The 20,326-nt window shown below is 68.1% G+C and carries 15 protein-coding genes and 2 tRNA genes; 8 read left to right on the forward strand and 9 right to left on the reverse strand.

Going from position 1 to position 20,326, the window contains the following annotated elements; translation table 11 throughout:
* Window positions 1-307 precede the first annotated feature (307 nt).
* Entirely contained in the window at window positions 308-1,837 is a 1,530-nt protein-coding gene (locus tag GA0070561_RS07685; RefSeq protein WP_091396950.1) for a peptide deformylase, read from the forward strand.
* A 68-nt stretch (window positions 1,838-1,905) separates the two neighbouring features.
* On the opposite strand, the gene GA0070561_RS07690 is transcribed toward GA0070561_RS07685, so the two are convergent.
* Entirely contained in the window at window positions 1,906-3,021 is a 1,116-nt protein-coding gene (locus GA0070561_RS07690) for a globin domain-containing protein (RefSeq protein WP_091396952.1), read from the reverse strand.
* A gap of 144 nt (window positions 3,022-3,165) precedes the next feature.
* Here GA0070561_RS07690 and GA0070561_RS07695 point away from each other — a divergent pair, with 144 nt between their 5' ends.
* Entirely contained in the window at window positions 3,166-3,936 is a 771-nt protein-coding gene (locus tag GA0070561_RS07695) for a CPBP family intramembrane glutamic endopeptidase (protein WP_091397584.1), read from the forward strand.
* Window positions 3,937-3,940: 4 nt separating this feature from the next.
* Here the strand turns inward: GA0070561_RS07695 and GA0070561_RS34105 are convergent, their stop codons facing one another.
* Window positions 3,941-5,233 (reverse strand): hypothetical protein, encoded by a 1,293-nt coding sequence (locus GA0070561_RS34105; protein WP_244166082.1) that lies wholly within the window; start codon window positions 5,231-5,233, stop codon window positions 3,941-3,943.
* A 239-nt stretch (window positions 5,234-5,472) separates the two neighbouring features.
* On the opposite strand from GA0070561_RS34105, the gene GA0070561_RS07705 reads away from it, so the two are divergent.
* Both GA0070561_RS07705 and GA0070561_RS07710 read left to right on the forward strand, forming a co-directional pair.
* A tRNA-Ser gene (locus GA0070561_RS07705) sits at window positions 5,473-5,563 on the forward strand.
* A 35-nt stretch (window positions 5,564-5,598) separates the two neighbouring features.
* Window positions 5,599-5,671, forward strand: a tRNA-Arg gene (locus GA0070561_RS07710).
* Window positions 5,672-6,122: 451 nt separating this feature from the next.
* Here the strand turns inward: GA0070561_RS07710 and GA0070561_RS07715 are convergent.
* The 5 genes from GA0070561_RS07715 to GA0070561_RS07735 form a co-directional block, all read right to left on the reverse strand.
* Window positions 6,123-6,782 (reverse strand): dihydrofolate reductase family protein, encoded by a 660-nt coding sequence (locus tag GA0070561_RS07715; protein WP_091396955.1) that lies wholly within the window; start codon window positions 6,780-6,782, stop codon window positions 6,123-6,125.
* 58 nt (window positions 6,783-6,840) lie between these two features.
* Complete coding sequence (locus GA0070561_RS07720; RefSeq protein WP_244166083.1) at window positions 6,841-7,587, reverse strand: helix-turn-helix transcriptional regulator; 747 nt, start codon at window positions 7,585-7,587, stop codon at window positions 6,841-6,843.
* Window positions 7,588-7,745: 158 nt separating this feature from the next.
* A complete protein-coding gene (locus GA0070561_RS07725) occupies window positions 7,746-8,339 on the reverse strand; it encodes an RICIN domain-containing protein (RefSeq protein ID WP_091396958.1) in 594 nt (197 codons plus the stop codon).
* Between the two features lie 313 nt (window positions 8,340-8,652).
* Window positions 8,653-9,180 (reverse strand): RICIN domain-containing protein, encoded by a 528-nt coding sequence (locus GA0070561_RS07730; protein ID WP_141710329.1) that lies wholly within the window; start codon window positions 9,178-9,180, stop codon window positions 8,653-8,655.
* Window positions 9,181-10,121: 941 nt separating this feature from the next.
* Complete coding sequence (locus GA0070561_RS07735) at window positions 10,122-11,747, reverse strand: hypothetical protein (protein ID WP_141710330.1); 1,626 nt, start codon at window positions 11,745-11,747, stop codon at window positions 10,122-10,124.
* A gap of 416 nt (window positions 11,748-12,163) precedes the next feature.
* Between GA0070561_RS07735 and GA0070561_RS07740 the strand changes: the two genes are divergently transcribed.
* The 4 genes from GA0070561_RS07740 (at window position 12,164) to GA0070561_RS07755 (ending at window position 17,909) form a co-directional block, all read left to right on the forward strand.
* Window positions 12,164-13,276 carry a ricin-type beta-trefoil lectin domain protein gene (locus GA0070561_RS07740; RefSeq protein ID WP_091396969.1) on the forward strand — a complete coding sequence of 371 codons (1,113 nt, stop codon included), beginning with the start codon at window positions 12,164-12,166 and terminating at the stop codon, window positions 13,274-13,276.
* A 169-nt stretch (window positions 13,277-13,445) separates the two neighbouring features.
* Complete coding sequence (locus GA0070561_RS07745) at window positions 13,446-14,024, forward strand: DUF3455 domain-containing protein (RefSeq protein ID WP_091396973.1); 579 nt, start codon at window positions 13,446-13,448, stop codon at window positions 14,022-14,024.
* Between the two features lie 227 nt (window positions 14,025-14,251).
* On the forward strand, window positions 14,252-15,868 hold the full coding sequence (locus GA0070561_RS07750) for a serine/threonine protein kinase (protein ID WP_091396975.1): 1,617 nt from the start codon (window positions 14,252-14,254) through the stop codon (window positions 15,866-15,868).
* A 508-nt stretch (window positions 15,869-16,376) separates the two neighbouring features.
* A complete protein-coding gene (locus tag GA0070561_RS07755) occupies window positions 16,377-17,909 on the forward strand; it encodes a non-reducing end alpha-L-arabinofuranosidase family hydrolase (protein ID WP_091396978.1) in 1,533 nt (510 codons plus the stop codon).
* Window positions 17,910-18,003: 94 nt separating this feature from the next.
* On the opposite strand, the gene GA0070561_RS07760 is transcribed toward GA0070561_RS07755, so the two are convergent.
* The gene (locus GA0070561_RS07760; protein WP_141710331.1) at window positions 18,004-18,486 is read right to left on the reverse strand and encodes a class I SAM-dependent methyltransferase; all 483 of its coding nucleotides are present in this window, start codon (window positions 18,484-18,486) and stop codon (window positions 18,004-18,006) included.
* Window positions 18,487-18,714: 228 nt separating this feature from the next.
* A complete protein-coding gene (locus GA0070561_RS07765) occupies window positions 18,715-20,202 on the reverse strand; it encodes an MFS transporter (RefSeq protein ID WP_091396983.1) in 1,488 nt (495 codons plus the stop codon).
* Window positions 20,203-20,326: the final 124 nt, after the last annotated feature.

Here is a 20,326-nt window from a genome sequence, read left to right on the forward strand (position 1 = left end):
GTCCCCTGTCTGTGTGACCGAGGAGTGCGCCCCGGCGGACGAACCAGTGCCGTCCTGAGCTAAGGCTAGCCTAACCAAGTCCCTGGCCGTAAGGGAAGCCTCACCTTGGTCACATCCCAGACGCCCAGGTCACCCCGTATCCGGCGGGAGTAGCGCTTCGCGTACTACCCGGAGTCAGTGCTGGGAAACGCCGTCGCACAATCGATGGCCATCGGTGGATTGTCAAGCGGTGTGTCGAAAACATGCCACTTGCGTGTGTGCTCGCGCACGGAACGTGAAACTTATAGCCCCGGCCACGAGGAAGCTGATGACGACCTCACCCCTCGAACGGGCTGCCGACTCCTTCGCGGCCGAACTCGCCCGGCAACGGACCGGGCGCGGGCTGTCCAAGAAGCAACTGGCCGTCCTGATGGGGTTCGACCCGTCCTACGTGAGCCACGTCGAGGGGCGCCGGCACCGCCCAACCGAGGACTTCGCCCGCCGCGCGGAGGCCGTCCTGGAGGCCAGTGGCGCGATCTGGCAGCGCTTCCGGGAGTACGACGACCTACGGCACGCCCGGTCGGGTCAGCCGCACCGCGAGCCGTACCTGCCGGGACAGTGGCTGCCACCCGGCACCGGCCTGGTCGTGGAACGGGAACTGGCGACCCTCACCCACGCCGACGACGGCTACCGGTGCGTCATCCACCGTGAGCTGTACAACGCTGGCACCGAGCCGGTCACCCGCTACCTGGTCCGGGTCGCCGTCGACCGCTACCCGAACGACCCCGGCCGCTCCAACCGGCACCATCGGGAGCACCCCCTCACCTTCGCCGAGCTGCAGATACAGGCCCGTCGGGACGACGGCGGCGGAGACCCGGAGCCGATGCACTGGCGAGCCAAGCACGATCGGGACGCGTTCAAGGAGATCTGGCTGCTCTTCGAGAACGGGGAGCGACGCTTCCCCCTCTACCCGGGCGACCGGGCCACCATCGAGTACGCGTACAGCGTCGGGCACGAGAAGTGGGGCCCCTGGTTCCAGCGAGCCGTGCGACTGCCCACCCGGCAGCTCGCCGTACGCCTGGACCTGCCTGCGGCCCTCGACCCGCAGGTCTGGGGCGTGGAGACCTCGCTCAGCGCGGAGGAGGGCCCGCTGCGGACGGCGCCGCAACGTCACGACGAGGGCGACCGGGTGATCTACGACTGGCAGACCGACGACCCCCCGTTGAACGCCCGCTACCGGATGCAGTGGCGGTTCCGTGCCCGCCCGGACACCGAACCGGACATCGGCCCCGGTGGCGCCCGGGTCCGACCCAGCGACCGGATGCGCGGCCTCGGCATCGTGCAACGCGGGAACGACCTGCTCCGCCAGCGGGCCCGCCCGTTCGACCTGCCGGGGGAGGAACACGTCGCCCGGGACGCGGTCGACCGGCTCACCATGGCCCTGGCCCGGCTCGACGAGCTGCACCCGTTCAGCAAGGGAGTGGGTGTCGCGGCGCCGCAGTTCGGCATCGGCCGCGCGGCGGCCGTGGTGCGGCCCCCCGACCGGTCGGCGGAGCCGGTCGTGCTGCTCAACCCACGGGTGGTCGACGCCGACCCGGAGACCGACGAGCAGTACGAGGGCTGCCTCTCCTTCTTCGACCACCGGGGTCTGGTGCCCCGGCCGCTGCGCTTGGACGTGGAACACGCCCAGTGGGACGGCAGTCAGATCATCACGTCGTTCGAATTCGGCATGGCCCGGCTGGTCGCACACGAGATCGACCACCTGGAGGGCCGGCTCTACGTCGACCGGATGGCACCCGGCGTGCCGTTGGTGCCGGTGGAGGAGTACCGCGAGACCGGGCGCCCCTGGCGCTACTGACCAGGAAGGGACCGGGGCGCGTGCCCCAGGGGGCAGGGGCACGCGCCCCGGTGTGGGGGGAGGAACGTCTAGAGGTCACCGAAGGTGTCGTAGCGGATGTGCGGCGGCGGCACGTTGTCCGCGGCGAGCACCCGCAGGGTGGACCGGACCATCCGGGCGGCGCCGGAGACGTAGCAGTCGTGCGTGGTCCACGGGCCGTACCGGGCCACCACCTCCGGGATCTCGCCCTGCTCGCCGTCGAAGTCCGGATCCTCACTGCACGCCGCGGTGACCGACAACCACGGGTGTACGGCCACCAACTCCTGCAACCCGTCCAGGCCGTACAGGTCGGCCGCCTGCCGGGCACCGTAGAAGACGTGCACCCAGCGGGTCCGGTTGAAGCTGGCCAGCTCCTCCACCAGCGCCTTGATCGGCGCCAGCCCGACGCCCCCGGCCACGCAGAGGATGTCCCGTTCCGAGGCGCGGTCCAGGGTCATCGACCCCATCGGCGCCGCCAGGCGGATCAGGTCACCCGGACGCACCCTCCGCACCAGGGCGCCGGACACCCAGCCGGCCCCCGGAGACCGCACGTGGAACTCCAGCACGTTGTCGTCGTTCGGGGCGTTCGCCACCGAGTAGTTGCGCCACACCCGGGGGTGGTACCGCGGCACCTCCAGGCTCACGTACTGCCCCGCCTGCCAGCGCAGAGGATGCTGCAACGCCCGGCAGGTCAGCACGGCGGTGTCCGGGCCGTACCGCTCGTGGGTCAGCACCTCGGCGTGCCAGAACGGCGGGTCGTCGTCGGAGGCGGCACCGGCCACCATCAGGGCGGCGATCGCCGCGTACGCCTCCCGCCACGCCTGGTCGTACTCCAGGTTCCAGCCGTCGCCGGCGGTGCTGCGCAGCGCGTCCAGCAGGGCGACGCCCATCGTGGCGTAGTGCCGCTCGTCGACGTGGTACTTGCGGTGGTCGCGGCCCAGCGCCCGGAGGAACTCGTCGAAGCTTTCCGGGTCGTCGACGGTGTGGATCGCCGTGATGATCGCTTCGAGTAGGCGGTCGCCCTGGCCGGTCATCTGCACCGGGAAGAGTTGCCGCAGGGCGGGGTCGAGCAGGAACAGCCGAGCGTAGAAGTGACCGCTCAACCGGACCCGGTCGTCCTCGACCAGGGTCCAGCTCTCCTTCAGCAACCGCGCGAGGTTGTCCACGGACGCTCCTTCTCCAGACGGCAACGGATCGGGCGCCCATAGAATCTCCACGGAGAGTGTCGACTGGTCGCACAGAATGTGCGATCGGCTCATGGTGGCCGGTCGGCCGTGTCCCGGGTGCCGTACGTCGGGCAGAGTGGTGCGGTGACCGTTGAGCTGACCCGCCCGGTGTCCCGCCGACTGCTGGGCACCGAGACGCTGCTGGTCCTCGGCCTCTCCCTCGGCCAGTCCGCGATCTACGCGGTGGTCTCGATCATCGCGAAGTTGACCGCCGACGGTCCGCTCTCCAAGCAGACCGCCTCGCTGAACACCTCGGCGTCGGCCCGCCCCTGGCTGGACCTCACGTACCAGCTGCTCGGCATCGTGTTCGCGCTGCTGCCGGTGCTGCTCGCCGTACACCTGCTCACCCGTGACCCCGGCGACCCGGCGCGGACCCTCGGCCTGGACGCCCGGCGGCCCGGTCAGGACGTGGCCCGCGGCGCCGGCCTGGCGGCGCTCATCGGCCTACCCGGGCTGGCGTTGTTCTGGGTGGCGGCCCACCTGGGCCTCAACGCCACGCTGGTGCCGGCCGCGCTGCCGAACGTCTGGTGGGCGGTGCCGGTGCTGATCCTCGCCGCCGTGCAGAACGCCGTGCTGGAAGAGGTGATCGTGGTCGGTTACCTGGTCACCCGGCTGCGCCAGCTCCAGTGGCGGCTGGCCGCGATCATCGCGGCCAGCGCGCTGCTGCGCGGCTCGTACCACCTGTACCAGGGCTTCGGCGCGTTCGTCGGCAACGCGATCATGGGCGTCGTGTTCAGCCTCTTCTACCTGCGCACCCGGCGGGTGCTGCCGCTGATCATCGCGCACACAGTGCTCGACGTGTTCGCCTTTGTCGGCTACGCGCTGCTGCCCCGGGAATGGTTCGACTGGCTCTGATCCGTCAGCGCCGGCCGGGTCGGTAGACGGCCACCGTGCGGGCCGCGAGCCGGTCGGCCGCCGCCGCGTCACCCAACGCCGCCGCGAGCACCGCCGCGCCCGGCAGCAACCGGGCCACCAGCCGCAACGCCACCCAACCACCGGCCTGTGCCGTGAGCGGCGCGGCCAGCCGCCAGGCCGCCTCCGCCGCCCGCGGCCACGCCCCCTCGACCGGGTCACCCGCCGTCTCGGCGGCGGCCAGAGCCGCCGCCGCGCTCGCCCGATCCGGGTGCACCTGGGTCAGCACCAGCAGGTCGACGGCCCGGTCGGGATGCGTCGGATCCTTGCCGTACGCGGCGGCCAGGTGCAGCACCAGCTCCGAATGCGTCCACAGCACCGCCGCCAACTCGGCCAGCGGCGCGAAGAAGCCAGCCAGCGCGGCGGTCGCCCCACCCGCACCCGCCGAGCGGACGAACCGCCGGGTCGCCAGCCGGGCCAGGCCGTCCGCCGAGGCGTCCGGGTACCGGGCGCGCAACCCACCGGCCCACCCGGCCGCGTCCGGCCCGAACGTCCGTACCGCAGCCAGAGCCAACAGCTCCGGTGCGAAGCCAGGGTGGTCGAGCACGCGCGCGGCGACCGCGCGCAGCTCCGATTCCGGGGTACGCCGCAGAGCCGGCTCGGCCTGCCGCACGGCGGGTGCTGCCCGTGCCGTCTGCCGCTCGGCGGGTGTCGTCTGCGGCTCGGACGGTGCCGTCTGCTGCTCGGCGGCGGATTCGAGGGCGGGCTCTGTCGGCGTGGTGCTCCTGCGTGGGGTGGCCGCGCGCTTGGTGGTCTTTGCTGCTCTGACCGGAGCCGCTGGTGTGATGGTGCTCGCCTCGCCAGTGGTGCTCGCGGTTGTGGTGGTCTGCGCTTCGGTGGTGCTCGCGGCTTTGGTGGGTTTTGCGGCGCGCTTGCGGGGTGCCGGCGTGGTCGGGGTCACCTCGGCGGGCGTCTCGGCTGCCTTCCGGGGGGCAGTCCTGCGGACGGGGGTGGTCCGGGCCCTCGGCGGTGTCGATGCGAGGCCGGTTGCTGGGCTCGGTTGGTCGCCGGTCGGCTGCTCCGCGTGCTCCGGCTGCTCCGCGTGCTCCGCGCTGGTGTCGGGGGTCAGCTCGGCCGGTGCGCGCCGAGGCTGTCGAGGCAGGGGGCTATCCGGCTCCGGTGGTTGGAAGAGCACCGCCGGGGCGGCCTTGGCCCGTCGAGGGCGCTGGCTCGCCGGGGCGGCCGCCGTAGGTGCCGCCGTCTCCGGGGGCTCCACCGTTTCGGTGGGCTCCTCGGCCACGGTCGGCGGCCTGAAGGTGGCCCGTGGAGAGCGCCGACGCGCTCGTTCAGCAGGCTCTCGACGGGTCGACTCGCTGGGCGGCTGCTCCTGCATATCGATGGAGCGTAGTCCCGATCACGCCGGCGCACAGCGTGGAAACACGGGGGCGGGCGGGTCGCGGTGGGCGTACCCCGGAAGTCGTTTTGCTCCCGGTGGGTGGCGACCTGTATCCTCGGGCGCGGTGGTCTGAGGATCACCAGGGAGACTTCGCCTAGTCTGGTCTATGGCGCCGCACTGCTAATGCGGTTGGGGTCTTAAAGCCCCTCCCGGGTTCGAATCCCGGAGTCTCCGCGCGAAAGCCGGGTGTGTACACTGGCTGAGCACAAGCGCCCGTAGCTCAATGGATAGAGCATCTGACTACGGATCAGAAGGTTAGGGGTTCGAGTCCCTTCGGGCGCACAGCAGTTGAGCAGGGCAAACGCCTCTTTGGCCATCGACGGAAGTCGACCAGAGGGGCGTTTTTCGTGCACCCCCATGGGTGCACACCCGGCCGCTGACGCTGGCTGCCCGTTACGGAGAGTTGCCAAGGGTGACCTCTGGAGAGGGTCCACCTACGTCGGCGGCTAGGCCCTGAGGCGATGGCTACAGGGCAGCGGGAGCCCTTGTCTCCGGATCTCGTGGGCATCCCCGGCTACGGGTCCTGGCCGACAAGGCGTACGCGTCGAAAGCGAGCCGGGCCTACCTGGGCCGGCACGGGATCGCCGCAACGATGCCCGAGTAAGACTGACCAGGACGCCCACCGACGGGCCGAGCAGCATCCAGTTCGCCGCTATCAACGAGTGGCTGTGACCCGACTTCGACCCAGGCCCTGGCCGGAGATCAGGGCCTCGAAGCCGGTCGGGCACCGTTGTCAGTCGAGGACCGTCGTCGAGCGCCCTTCGTCGACCGTGTACGCGCCTGCGGAGATCGCGCCGAGGCTCGTGGGGTTGAGGGCCAGCGAGACGACGCCGCCGGGCAGTACGCGCGAGCTCTCTTCGACGGTTGCGAACGTCGCGGGCGTCGATCCGTCCGGGAACAGGCGCTTTCCCGTGCCGACGATGACCGGGTACTGGAGTAGCCGGTAGACATCGACGAGTCCTGCCTGGTGCAGCGTCTGCACGAGTTTCCAGCTCCCGTGAACCTGGAGTTCCTTGCCGGGAAGCTCCTTGAGGCGGCGTACCTCGTCGGCCGGGTCACCGCGTAGGACCGTCGTCGGGTTCCAATCGGCTTCATCGTCGGTCAGCGTGGAGCTGACTACATACTTTGGCAGCGTGTTGAGCTTGGTGGCAATCAGGTTGTCAGGTTCGGTGACCTTCGGCCAGTACCCGCCGAGCAGGCCAAAGCTGGTGCGGCCGAAGAGGAACGCGTCGGCCTCACGGAACCAGCTCTCGACGACTTCGGTGGTGTGCGTCGAGGCGTGCGGAACGAGCCACCCGCCCCGGTCGAAGCCGCCGGAGCGGTCCTCGTCGGGATTTCCGGGTCCTTGCACGACGCCGTCGAGACTGACGAAGATGTTGACGCTGAGTAGCACGGTTTTCCTTCACGTTCTGGGTACGGACAGCCGGCCAGGGCTGGCTGGCAGACGGACGCTAGCTGCCGGGCCCAGGGTGGGTCTTGTACAGGAACGACATCGCGGCGAGGTGGCCCGCCTGCAGCTCGCGTGCGGTGCACCCGACGTAGCGACGCAGCGCATGCGCGAGGTGGGCTTGGTCGAAGTACCTCAACGTCTCGACGACTGTGCGCCAGTCAAGGCCGTCGCGCAGCATCGTGGCTGCGGCGTTCGCGCGGTCGATCTGCCTCACGGCGGTTTGCGACAGTCCAATGATCGCTCGGTAGCGACGCTGCAGGGTTCGCTCGGTCGGGCTGGCTTCGGGATGCTCGGCGATCTGCTCCTCGTCCCCGAGATGCGATCGCACCAGCAGACCCGCGTCCTGCAATCGCCGGACGAAGTGCTCGACGTTCTCGAACGTCGGCGCCTCCCAGCTTTCGCCGCCGATGACGATCCTGCCCGATTCCGTCACTGGGAACGGCACGTACCCATCGACGATCGAGGCTGCAGGATGCGGCCGAAGAACCGCGCCGAATGCGAACCGGACCCCGAGGAACTCGGTGCCCGGCGGGACCGGTGCCGTAGTCGCCCTCGTTTCCGGCCCGCGCAGGCTGGCGAGTAGGCGTCCCTGCGCCCGCGAGAGGATCAGATGCCAGCAGGTGCGTGCTGCGGACGTCATCGTCTCCTCCGTGTCAGAGCGGGTGCGCCACACGCGGTCGACGAGGCTCACGTCGATCTCGGTGTCGCGATGCTCAAACCGCAGCGCCATGGCCTCTTCCGTCTTCACTCTGCCGAGGTTCCCTCCTGAGGCTAGCGAGCACGTGCAGCGTCAATAAGCCAGCTGGCCGTCTGGTCATTTCCCCGTGGAGGCGCCCGACGACGTCGGCCGGCTCTGGAGTGACACTCCAGAGCCGGCCGACGTCGTGTCGGGTCTCGCCTTTAAAATCAGTTCAAGAATCTCCAGGTCTGATTCGCGGCGGCCGGGCTGGCGCACGCGAACTGGGCGGCCTGTCCGCCGTTAGCGGTACTTGCCCCCGAGATTCCCAAGCACAGTCCGCTTCCTCGGTTCTGCAGTCGGAACCACGTCTGCGTGCTGTCGGTCCACAGAACCTTCCAGTCCTGGTTGTAACCGGCGCCAGGGGCCGCGATGATCGCCGCCGCTCCGGAGGCGGTGCTGCCACCGTTGATTCCCATGTTCCTGATGGGGTTCGCGGAGTAATTCTGCAGGCTGATCCAGCTGCCATCGTTGATGATGTACCACCGCTGTACGCCGCTGCCAGCGTCCGACTGCTGAACGACCTTGGTTCCGGCGGCAAAGCTTCCGTTTTGCGGCTGCAGCAGTTTGGAAGAGTTCCTGTTCTGCAGCTTGAAAGGGTTGGCAGCGGCGACGAAGTCGTCAGCATTCACAGGTGTCGAACCGACCTGTGCACCAGCACCGTCAGGTCCCGCATTGGCGGCGACCGGCATAATTACGGTTGCAATAGCGGTAGCTGCGGTCATGATCGCAGCAGCCATAGCCTTACTGGCCCTGTCACGCATCGTTGTCTCCCCGTGTCGACTAGGTTGCTAAAAAGTGATCTGGTCAGGAGACTGCCAGACCGTCCAGGCGCCTGCCTGCCCCGGTGGACAAAGAGGACAATAAATTTCCTCAAGCATGATTGGGCCGTATCCACAAGGGAATCGACGTTCCGCTGGTCAGCTACCGCAGGTCACGACGCATAGACGTACGTAGGACGTTCGTCACGTTCGAAGCGTGGTAGAGCGACTTGCGGCGTTGGGGTGCCGAGGTGGGCAGGCGCGGTCCGGCCGAGCAGAGCCAGTCTGTTCGGCCGGACCGGACAAGCGGGCTCGACTAGAAGTTGGTGAAGGACCACGTCTGGTTAATCGCGTTGGCGCAGGTGTAGATGGCGGCCCTCGCGCCGGCGGCCGTGCTGGCGCCGTCGATTCCCAAGCACATCGAGGTGTTCTTGCGGTTCTTGAGGTAGAAGAACGTGCCGTCGATTGACGATACGAGCCAGTCTTGATCGAAACTGCCGGAGGGGTTGACGATCACCGCAGACGTGTTGGAGGCGGTACTGGCGCCCGAGGTTCCCATGTTCCGGACCACGCCATAATTCTGGAGAGTGGCGTAGCCGGAGTCGTTAACGAGGATCCAGCCCTGAAGGCTGCTGGAGCTGCCGTTCTGCTGGCGGACGGCGGCGTTGTTGGCGGTACTGCTGGCCTGCAGGTACTTGGAGGACTTCTTGTTCCTCACCGCAACTGGAACTGCGGCCAGTGCTTTCGACGGGGACAGGACCGTTGAGATCGGTAGCGGGGCCCTGTCACCGGCCTCTGCATGCGCGGCTGCCGGGCTGACGGCAACCACCAGTGCTGCGGCCACAGCCGCCGAAACTGCTGCCCTGATTACTCTGTTACGCACAGTTACTCCTCCCCGTGTTCACTCGGCTGCTCCGAGTAATCGCCTGGCAGCGAGAGTGTCAGACGGATCGCGTTCGCGCAATAGGCGTCAATAAATGCCCTGGCGGTGATCATGGAATCGCTGGGATCGGCCTCGACCGCCAGACTTGGTGGAGGTGCGCACTTGACCTGCACTCTGCGTGCACCGGCCATGTGTCTACTTCGGAGTCGCGCGCGTTAAGCCGCCCCCGCTGAGCATCGCGGGCGTCCGAGTGGTTGGGCCAGCGTGGTAACTTACGTCGATGAGTTCGACATCCGAGGCCGTTGCGCCTGGGCATGTTGATCGCCTCGTCGACTACTACTGCGACAACACCCGTCGTTTCCTGCTGGTTGCCGAGAGCTCAGGTAGCGACGCTATTCACCGCGGAGTTATGGATGCCGGATGTAGCGAACGTGGCGGAAGCGGTGGACACCGTTAACCGCCTAATAATCGAGCGTTTGCGCGGGTACGTGCCTCCAGAAAACGCACGTTTGATCGACCCTGGCCGTAGCGTCGGTGCGACTATGGTTCGCCCGGCCACTGAGACAGGCGGATCTCTATCCGGTGTAGCGATTAGCCGAGTACAGGCCGATCGCTGCAAAACGGCTCGCTCGTGAAGGACTGACCCACCGCTGACGAGCGATCTGTGGTCCTCCCCCGTGATGATGGCGGGCGATTGACCAGAGCATGGAGGAGGGATCGCACGGGCGGTCGACGTCGAGGAGACCCGTTTCTCCGATCAGGACGGTCTGATGGAACCGGCGGCTGGTCTGCCCAGCGGCATCCGGTCCCGCCGCAGGTCCGATCTTCGTGACCGAACCTGTGCGGGACCGGATGTTGCTCCGATACCTCTTTGCTACCCGAGTGCCGGGGCGATCGGATGATCAGCCGAAGCAGTTGGGCACCGGTGGTGAGCTGGGTGTGCAGTTCGTGGGCCGGTTGCCGCTGATCACCGTCTTCTGGTCCACGGTGACCTGGCCGCCGTCGTTGAAGATCCCGCCGGGTGCCAGGATGGAGATGTTGTCGGTGACCTTGCTTTCGGTGAGGGTGAGCGCGGCGTTGTTGTAGATTCCGCCGCCCTGGGAGCTCGATCCGATGGCCCGGTTCCGGTCGACGTGGGTGCGGCGCAGGACGACGGTGCCGCTGCCGTTGTAGACGCCGCCGCCGTGTTCGATGGTGCTGTTCGTGCTGGCGGTGTTCTCGTTGATCCAGCTGTCTTCGGCAACGAATTGGTTGATCTGGTTGAAGACGCCACCACCTCGTTGGCCGGCTTCGTTGTGGTGGACCTTGCCGTGCCGGAGGTGGAAGACGCCGTCGGAGAAGATTCCGCCGCCCTCGCTTCCGGCTCGGTTCTCGTTGACCTCGACGTTCCTGGCCTCGGTGGTGGAGTTGATGCCGCCGCTGATGCCACCGCCACGGAAGCCTGCGGTGTTGTTGTGCAGGCGGACGTTCTCGAGCACGGCGACCTGGCTGTTCGACAACCCGCCGCCAGTGCCGCCGATGGGCAGGACGTTGACGACCCCGATCGTGTTGTTGTAGCTCAGCCGGGTGTTCTGCACGGTGAGGTTGCCGTTGTTGAAGATGCCTCCGCCACTGAACACGGCGCTGTTGTTGCTGATGTTGCTGCCGCCGTCCTTGTCCTTGCCGTCCCGGTCCTTGCCGTGGTCGTTCCCGCCGAGGATCTTCGTGACGCCGAAGTTGGCGATACCGCCACCCGGGCCGTTGGTGTGGTTGTAGACCACGTGGGTGTTCTCGATGACAGCCCTGCCGCCGATGTCGATCCGGATGCCACCGCCGCCGGCGCCGACCCCACCCTCGGCTTGGCCGCCCTTGATGGTGGCGTCGCGCAGCGTCAGGTCGCCGCCGGCGCCGACCTCCAGGATCCGGAACGGGGTGGCGTTGGCCGCGCGGACGATGGTGGATCCATTTGCGTCGATCACGACCTGCTGGGTGATGATCGGCAGGCCGACCGCGCCGAAGGGCACCGGTGGCTGGGGTGCTGACCTGTTGAGCGTGTAGGTGCACTTCTCGGCGAGCCGGAGCTTCGCCCCGGAGCCGGCGTTCGCGCGGACGATCGCCGCGATCAGCTCGTCGGCGTTGCAGGGTACGGACCGGAAGTCGTCGCCCCTGTCGTCTCGATGGTCGTTGTCCTTCTTGTGGTCCTTGCCGTCGCGGCCGCCCGGGTCCTGGCCTCCGTGGTCGTCGCCGCTGCCCCGGTTGCCGTCGGCGAGGAGCTGCGCTCCGGCGTTGGAGGGGTTGCCGCTCTTCCCGGTTGCTCCGCTCACTCCATTCGTGGTGAAGGCGGCCAGACCGACCACTCCGGTCAACCCGGCCACCCCGGCGACGAGCCAGCGGGCCCGGCGCCGCTTCGGCGGACTGGCCTGACCTGCCGCTACTTCGCTCATGTTCGGGTGTAGATAGTTGGACATCGAGCTACCTAGCCCTTCTCCGTACACCAGGTTTCCGCACGTCGCAGTCGGTGCAGAAGGCGACAAATCGCTTGTCGTCACCAAGGCGAACGTAGTCGAATGATCCTCACATCAAACGGTCTTATGCGAAAAACCCCTACATTCGGCGTACGTGTCACTGGCGCCCCAGCAGTGCCACGATGCCCTTCTGCCCTACCGGCACCTCGCGACCGCGCGGGCAGGATCCACTCGCTCGGCTCACCGAGACCAGGGGTGGCAAGCGGCACGACGGCGAGTGGCAGCTGGCGACCCTCAACGCAGGGCGCCGTCGCCGCGCCGGCCAGGGCGCCCGTGTTGCTGGCGCTTGACGTGGGCCAGATCAGCGACAAGAATTTACAAGAATCGCTGTTAGCGTTAACAATCCGTCCCAGTGCTGCGACGGCATCGTCATGCCGATGTCGCGGCGGTCGCGACGGCCTGACTCCTCGGTCAGCACTACCACTGCAGGGGAGAAATCTATGCGAACGAGGGCAAGATGGCTCGCGGCGACTGCGGCACTCGGTGTTGTCCTCGCCGGGGTGCTGACCTCGACCGGCCCGGCCAACGCGGAATCCAACGGCGGGGTGCGGGTGATGCCTCTCGGCGACTCCATCACCGAGGGCACCCAGGTGCCGGGCGGGTACCGCATCGGGCTCTGGCAGCGCCTCGTCAACGGTCGGTACACGGTGGACTTCGTCGGGTCGCAGTTCAACGGGCCTGCCAGCCTGGGTGACCACGACCACCAGGGACATCCCGGCTGGCGCATCGACCAGATCGACGCGAACATCGTCGGCTGGCTGAACACCCAACGGCCGCAGACCGTTCTGCTGCACATCGGTACCAACGACATCCTGCAGAACTACAACGTGAGCACCGCGCCGAACCGGCTCTCCACCCTGATCGACCGGATCACCACCACGGCTCCCACCGCGGAAGTGTTCGTCGCGCAGATCATCCCGCTCTCCAACAGCAACCAGGAGGCGGCCGCACGTACCTTCAACGCGGCGATCCCCGGCATCGTGCAGAGCAAGGTGAACGCCGGCAAGCGGGTACGCCTGGTCGACATGCACAGCGCACTCACCACCGCCGACCTGATCGACGGCGTCCACCCCACGTCCGGCGGTTACGACAAGATGGCTGCCCGCTGGTACAGCGCGCTGCAGTCGGTGCCCGGCAGCATCGGCAACCCGGGCAGCGGCACCGGGCAGACCACTGCGATCGTGGGTGCCCTGTCCGGTCGCTGCGTCGACGTCCCCGGCTCGTCCACCACCAACGGCACCCAGGTGCAGTTGTGGGACTGTCACGGCCGCACCAACCAGCAGTGGACCTACACGAGCAGCAAGACGCTGACCGTGTACGGCAACAAGTGCCTCGACGCCGCCGGCTATGGCACCTCCCCGGGCACCCTGGTCACCATCTACGACTGCCACGGCGGAACGAACCAGCAGTGGAACGTCAACGCCAACGGCACCATCACCGGGGCGCAGTCCGGCCTCTGCCTGGACCCGTACAACGTGGGCACGGGCAACGGGACGAAGCTCGTCCTCTGGACCTGCACCGGCCAGGCCAACCAGCAGTGGAGCCGCCGATAGCTCGTACGGTCGCGGTGGGTGGTCGGAGCGCCTGTGATCCGACCGCCCGCCGGCACCTCCGCCAGGTGAATGGTCGTTCAAATCGGGATCCATTTTGATCGTTCTACGCATGCCGTCCGTGCAGGAGGAAAGTGGGCGTAGGTGCGCCTGCCTGAAACGGAGGAATCGCATGCTCAGCACGTTTCACTCGCGGGTCCGAGCGGTTGCCGTCGTCGGTATGGCAGGTGTGGTGGCGGCGATCGGCGCGGTGACCCAGCACGCGTCCGCTGGCGAGGTAGCCGCGCCAGCTGCTGTGGGCGCCGACGCACGCCGGGTCGACATCCCGCGCATCGCCTCCACAATCAAGCCACCGGCGGGATCGCGCCCCGTTGGTGCGTACGTCGTCACTCGCGGAACGCAGACCTACACATGTGCTGGCGGCGTGTTCACCGGCGCATCGGTGCCGGAGGCCCAGTTGATCGGTACCGGCGGCCGGGTCCATCACTTCAAGGGCCCGAGCTGGCAGTCCGAGCGGGACGGCTCATTGATCACGGCGAAGAAGACCGCGGAGAGCCCACGGGCGGGGACCATCCCCGAGCTGCTGCTGACCGTGGACACCCATGCCGGCACCGGCATTCTCAGCAACGTCGCGTACATCAGCCGTCTGCTGACGTCGGGTGGCGTCGCCCCGGCCGGTGCCTGCACCGACGGCGCGACGGTGGCCGTGCCGTACGGCGCTGTCTACGTCTTCTGGGCCTCGAAGCGGTAAGGGTCTCGTTCCGGCGGAAGCCGCCCCTGCCCGGTCAGACGGACAGGGGCGGCTTCAGTAGCGCCAGCCGCGAGAGACGACAGGCCCCGGTCGTGGCCGACTGGTGGACGGCATCGACGGGATTCGGTGGGCGGACGATAGGCTGCGGCCGGCGTCGGAGTGACCTGAGGGGAACGGGTGATGGGCGGAACGGTTCGCGCGGTGGTCGCGATCTGCGGACATCTGGTGTGAGCGACGGGTTGCGTCCCGGTGACCCGGCACGCCTCGGTGGGTACGAGGTGCTCGACCGGCTCGGCGACGGGGGTATGGGCAGTGTCTTCCTGGCCCGTTCGCCGCAGGGGCGGCGGGTGGCCGTCAAGGTCGTCCGTGCGGACCTCTCGCACGACGAGGAGTTCCGGGGTCGGTTCCGTAGCGAGGTGAACCGCGCCCGCCAGGTTCCACCGTTCTGCACAGCCGAGGTCCTGGACGCCGATCCGGACCACGACCCGCCGTACCTGGTGGTGGAGTACGTCGAGGGCCCCAGTCTGGCCGAGGTGGTCCGAACACAGGGCCCACTGGGGGCGGCGCGGCTGCACAGCATCGCTGTCGGGGTGGCCACCGCGCTCACCGCCATCCACGGCGCAGGGGTGATCCACCGCGACCTGAAGCCAGCGAACGTCCTGGTCGCACCGGGTGGGATCAAGGTCATCGACTTCGGCATCGCCCGAGCGTTCGAGGCGACGAGCCAGCACACCCGGACCAACCAGATGGTCGGGACCATCTCGTACATGGCTCCGGAGCGGTTCGACACGGCTTCCGGTCGTCCGGCGGGCCCGGCCGCGGACATTTTCGCCTGGGGCGCCCTGGTCGCCTACGCCGCGACCGGCCGCAGCCCGTTCGGGGGCGACTCCGCTACCTCCACCGCGATGCGGATCCTCACTCAACCGCCGGACCTGACCGGGCTCGGTGGGCCGTTGCGGGAGCTGGTCTCCCGGGCGTTGGAGAAGGACCCCGCTGCCCGTCCCACCGCCCGGGAGCTGCTCGACGGGTTGTTGACCGCAGCGTCTCCGGTGGGTGCCGGCGGGCCGGCTCAACTCCCGGGCGTGACGCCGCCGAGTGTGTCGTCCGCGGCCGGCGGTGATGATCAGGGCGCGCGGCCGACGCCGTCGGGTCTGGCCACGGCCGGTCGCGCGGGTCCACGCGGGCGTGGCTGGCTCACCGCGCTCGGGGCGACCGCTGCGGTGATCGCCGTGCTGGTGCCCGCTTTCCTGTTCGGCCCGCGACTGCTGACTGGGTTGTCCAAACCGGACCGGGCCGGCTCGACGCCGAGCGGTGGCCCGACGACGAGCGGGCCGGCGGCCACGACGTCCACGCCTGCGTCGGGCAAGCCGTCCGCCTCACCGTCGGCCAGCGCGGACCCGACCCAGGCCATGCTGGCCGGTCAGCGGCGAATCCTGCTGCACGTGGTGGAGATCGACGGTGACCTGTCGCTGCCGTCTCACGGCGAGGTCGAGGTCGGCAACGGAACCGGCAAGGATGCGCTCTTCGTGCTCGAACCAGTCGGTGTCGACTACATGATCAAGTCGGTGAACCCGGAGATCGCCCACCGACCGTGCCTCGGGGTCAAGCTCGACTCCCAGGGGTACAAGTCGCTCGTGGGAGCCGACTGTCGGCCGACCAAGGCAACTCTGTTCGCGATAGACCGTGACGGCAAGGACGACAAGGGGCGCCCCTCCTACGCCATCATCAGCGAGGAGTACGGCCCGGTGCAGTGGAGCCCGACCAAGAAGGAGATCTTCGTCGAGTTTCTCGGCGACGCCCCGCTGATCACCACGTTCAGCCTGGTCGATCGCGGCGCGGTCTGACTCGGACGTACCCCGGCCCCTGGGCCTTGACTCGCACGGCGATCGTTTCCTGACCGTCGCCGCGCCAGCGCTCCTGCCGGTCGACTTGTCAGGCTGAGTTCACCGGCGCCACCAGCGAGCCGCCGGCGATGGGCAGTCGTCGATGTTAACGCGCTCGCGGGGCCTCCTCAAGGGCCCGGCGGTTGCCCGCGCGGGGGATCTGGGGCGATGCCTGCGGGAATGCGGTTCAAGACGTTTCACCCCAAGATCCGCAGCCCGGCAGCGGTAGATGTTCCCAGCACATTACGTCTTGACGAACGGCATGTTATCGCTCACAGTCGATGCCTAAGGACGACGACACCTTGGCTTTCCGGGCAAGCCCTGCTTCGTCGATCTCGAATCAGGCGTGCGCCACTGCGCGTCGGCGTCTTGTTAACGCTAACTCTCTGACGCCTGCGCGCTCGGCCACGCGTCGCGGTACGCCCACCCTCGGGCAGGCCGTTCGGCTCTTGGTCACTGGAGGAGGATCATGTCTGCCCTCGATAGGTCTCCATCGATCGCAACGCCGTCACGGCGGCGTTGGTGGTTGCCCCGCATCCTCGCCGCCAGCGCGGCGGCGTTGATGGTCGGTGGCGCTGCCGTAGCGGTGGTGTCGTCTCCCGCCGCCGCGGCGTCGGTCGACACGAACGCGTGGTACGTGCTGGTCAATCGCAACAGCGGCAAGGCCCTGGACGTCTACAACCTGGCCACGAATGACGGTGCCCGGATCACCCAGTGGGCCCGCAACAACGGCAACCAGCAGCAGTGGCAGTTCGTGGACTCCGGTGGTGGCTACTACCGGGTGAAGTCGCGGCTGTCCGGCAAGGTGCTGGACGTCTCGGGCTTCTCGACCGCCAACGGTGGCAGCATCGTGCAGTGGAGTGACCTCAACGGCACCAACCAGCAGTTCCGGCTGGCTGACTCGGACAGCGGCTACGTCCGGTTGATCAACCGGAACAGCAACAAGGTGATGGAGGTGCAGGGCGCCTCGACCGCCGACGGCGGAAACATCGTGCAGTACGACGACTGGAACGGCGCCAACCAGCAGTGGCAGTTCGTCCGCGTCGACGGAACCACGCCGCCGCCGACGACGACTCCGCCGCCGGGCGGCACGTGCGACCTTCCCTCGACGTACCGGTGGTCCTCCACCGGGGTGTTGGCGAACCCGAAGTCGGGTTGGGTGTCGCTGAAGGACTTCACCGTCGCCCCCTACAACGGCCAGCAACTGGTCTACGCCACCACGCACGACTTCGGGTCCAGCTGGGGTTCGATGAACTTCAGTCTCTTCACGAACTACTCGCAGATGGCCTCGGCCACCCAGACCGGGATGAACTCCGGCACCGTCGCGCCGTCGCTGTTCTACTTCGCGCCGAAGAACATCTGGGTGTTGGCCTACCAGTGGGGTGGCACGGCGTTCTCCTACCGGACCTCGACCAACCCCACCAACCCGAACGGCTGGTCCGCAGCGCAGCCGCTGTTCACCGGAAGCATCACCGGCTCCGGTACCGGTCCGATCGATCAGGCTCTCATCGGTGACGGTACGAACATGTACCTGTTCTTCGCCGGTGACAACGGCAAGATCTACCGGGCCAGCATGCCGATCGGGAACTTCCCGGGCAACTTCGGCAGCAGCTACACGACCATCATGAGCGACACCACGAACAACCTGTTCGAGGCCCCGCAGGTCTACAAGCTGCAGGGTCTGAACAAGTACCTCATGATCGTCGAGGCGATCGGTTCGACCGGCCGCTACTTCCGTTCGTTCACGGCGACCAGCCTGAACGGTTCGTGGACGCCGCAGGCCGCGTCCCAGAGCAACCCGTTCGCGGGCAAGGTCAACAGCGGCGCGACCTGGACCAACGACATCAGCCACGGTGAGCTGCTGCGCACCAACGCCGACCAGACGATGACGGTCGACGCCTGCAACCTGCAACTGCTCTACCAGGGGCGTTCCCCCAGCTCCGACGGCGTCGACTACGGCCTGCTGCCGTACCGGCCGGGTCTGCTGACCCTGCAGCGCTGACCCTGTTTGATCAAGTTCGACTGACCCGGAACGGGCGGGCTCGGCGTCACGCCGAGCCCGCCCGGCTCATGTCGACGCTGCGATCAGCCCAGGCTCACCGGATCGGCGTGCCGGTGACACAGGTCAGCACCCGGCCCCGACCACGGGTGGCGCTCGACGTCGTCGTGGCGAAACCGTGGGTCTCGAGCAGTGCTTCGGTCGCTGTGAGGTTCGCGGTGGCGTGCGCTTCGGTGGGCCGCTCGCCGAAGACGTAGAGCCGTCCTCCCGGCGCCAGCAGGCTGCGCATCCGAGCGATCTGCTGCGCCGCGTCGCCCAACCAGAAGAGGCTGACGTTCACCGCGAAGATCTTGGTGAAGTGGCAGGTCGGAAGGTCGGCCGACTCGAACCCCGCTCGCCGTATCTCGGCTCTGCCGGCGTCGATGTGGCTCAGGTTCCGTTCGGTCGCGAGCCGCACCATCGTCGCGGCGCGGTCGATGGCGACGATCCGACCGGTGGTGAGTTGGTCGGCGACCAGGGAGACGGCAGCTCCCCGACCGCAGCCGATCTCCAGCACCTCGTCGTCGGGCGCGACAGCCATGGTCTGCACCGCCCAGCGCTGCCGATGGGCAGGCGTCGCCCGAATCGGTTCGTTCGCCGCGGGCGTCGTGCCAGTGCTGGACGAACCCGGATCGCGGCTCGAAAGAGTGGACCTCACGGCGTCACTCGCCGGTGCCTTCTCTGCTCACACCCCTGATTCCACCCTCTCAGCGGCGTCGGTGCACCGTGTCCTCGGTCACCGCGCCCGGATCGACAGGCGCGACAGCGATCAGTGCACGGGCACCGGGGTGACGTCCCCGGGGGCGTCCGTCGGGGTCGGGACGTGCTTCGGGGCCCCGGCGTTCACCATGGCCACCGAGACCACTGCCGCCGCAACCACGAATCCGACCGCGACCCAGTACGCGACCGAGTAGCCGTGCATCAGCGCCTCGTTCCGCTCCTGGGCCCGCGCCGCCGGGCCACCGTGCGAGAGCAGGTAGGTGGCGGCCGAGCTGGTCGCGATGGTGTTGAGCAGCGCGGTGCCGATCGACCCGCCGACCTGCTGCGACGAGCTGATCATCGCGGAGGCGACACCGGCGTCCTTGGGCTCGACGCCATGGGTGGAGATGCTCATCGCGGGCATGAACGCGGTGCCGATGCCGAGCCCGATCACCGCCTCGGCGAACGCGATCTCCAGGAAGCCGCTGTCCGCGTCGAGCGAGGCCAGCAGCACCAGACCGACAGCTGTGACGAGGTACCCGCCGACCATGATCGGCCGGGGTGCGATCCGGTGCGCGAGTCGGGCGCCGATCTGCGTGGCACCGATGGCCTGCGGCACGGCCATCGGCATGAACGCCAACCCGGCCAGCACCGGCGACCATCCCTTGACCTGCTGGAAGTAGTAACTGAGCAGGAGGAACATCCCGAACATGCTGACGATCGCAAGGCCCACCGAGAGGTACGCGGCGGCCCGATTGCGTTCGGTCAGGACGCGCAGTGGCAGCAAGGGGGACGTGACCCGCGCCTGCACCACGACGAAGGTCGCCAGCAGCAGCACCCCGGCGGTGAACGACCCGATGGTCACCCCCGCCGACCATCCGCGGCTCTCGGCGACACCGAACCCGTAGACGAGGCCGACGAGTCCGGAGCTGGCCAGCAGTACGCCGGGCAGGTCGAGTCGGGCGCGGTGCCGCTCGCCGTCGTCGTGGACGGTGCGACTGGCGCCCAGGATCCCGATGACCGCGATCGGCACGAGGACGAACATCGCGAAGCGCCAGTTCAGGTACTGGGTGAGCAGCCCTCCCACGATCAGGCCGACAGCGCCGCCGGCGATCGAGACCGCGCTGAACACGCCGAAGGCCTTCGCGCGTTCCCTCGGCTGGGTGAAGGACAGGGAGAGCAACGAGAGCGCGGCCGGCGCGAGCAGGGCCGCGAACACACCCTGGAGTGCACGGGCGAGCAGCAGCATCGCGGCGTTGACGGCCAGGCCGCCGATGGCCGAGGCGATCGCGAAGCCGGCCAGCGCGATCAGGAAGGTGCGCTTGCGCCCGACCATGTCACCGATCCGGCCGCCGACCAGCAGCAGACCGCCGAAGGCCAGACCGTACGCGGTCACCACCCACTGCCTGCTCCCGTCGGTGAAGTGCAGCGCCTGTTGCGCCGAGGGGAGCGCAATGTTCATGACCGCCCCGTCGAGCACCACCATCAGCTGAGCGATGGAGATGAACAACAGGGCCTTCCACCGCTGGGACTCCGGGGCGGCGCGACCTGTGGGCATGGCTGTTCCTTAAGAGTGGTTTGTGTGGGTTCGGGCAACCCGCCCAACGCTAACGACTTTATGGAACGATCACCAAAGAATGTGCCGCCGGTTACAGGGCCATCATGCGTGATTGTCAGGCCTA

It is taken from the genome of Micromonospora saelicesensis (assembly GCF_900091575.1).
GTDB classification, from domain to species: domain Bacteria; phylum Actinomycetota; class Actinomycetes; order Mycobacteriales; family Micromonosporaceae; genus Micromonospora; species Micromonospora saelicesensis.

What these genes read in the sequence shown, in the direction of transcription:
- GA0070561_RS07685 (WP_091396950.1), top strand. Translation starts at nt 308, where the DNA reads ATGACGACCTCACCCCTCGAACGGGCTGCCGACTCCTTCGCGGCCGAA.
- GA0070561_RS07760 (WP_141710331.1), bottom strand. Translation starts at nt 18,486, where the DNA reads ATGGCTGTCGCGCCCGACGACGAGGTGCTGGAGATCGGCTGCGGTCGG.
- GA0070561_RS07765 (WP_091396983.1), bottom strand. Translation starts at nt 20,202, where the DNA reads ATGCCCACAGGTCGCGCCGCCCCGGAGTCCCAGCGGTGGAAGGCCCTG.
- GA0070561_RS07740 (WP_091396969.1), top strand. Translation starts at nt 12,164, where the DNA reads ATGCGAACGAGGGCAAGATGGCTCGCGGCGACTGCGGCACTCGGTGTT.
- GA0070561_RS07745 (WP_091396973.1), top strand. Translation starts at nt 13,446, where the DNA reads ATGCTCAGCACGTTTCACTCGCGGGTCCGAGCGGTTGCCGTCGTCGGT.
- GA0070561_RS07725 (WP_091396958.1), bottom strand. Translation starts at nt 8,339, where the DNA reads ATGCGTGACAGGGCCAGTAAGGCTATGGCTGCTGCGATCATGACCGCA.
- GA0070561_RS07755 (WP_091396978.1), top strand. Translation starts at nt 16,377, where the DNA reads ATGTCTGCCCTCGATAGGTCTCCATCGATCGCAACGCCGTCACGGCGG.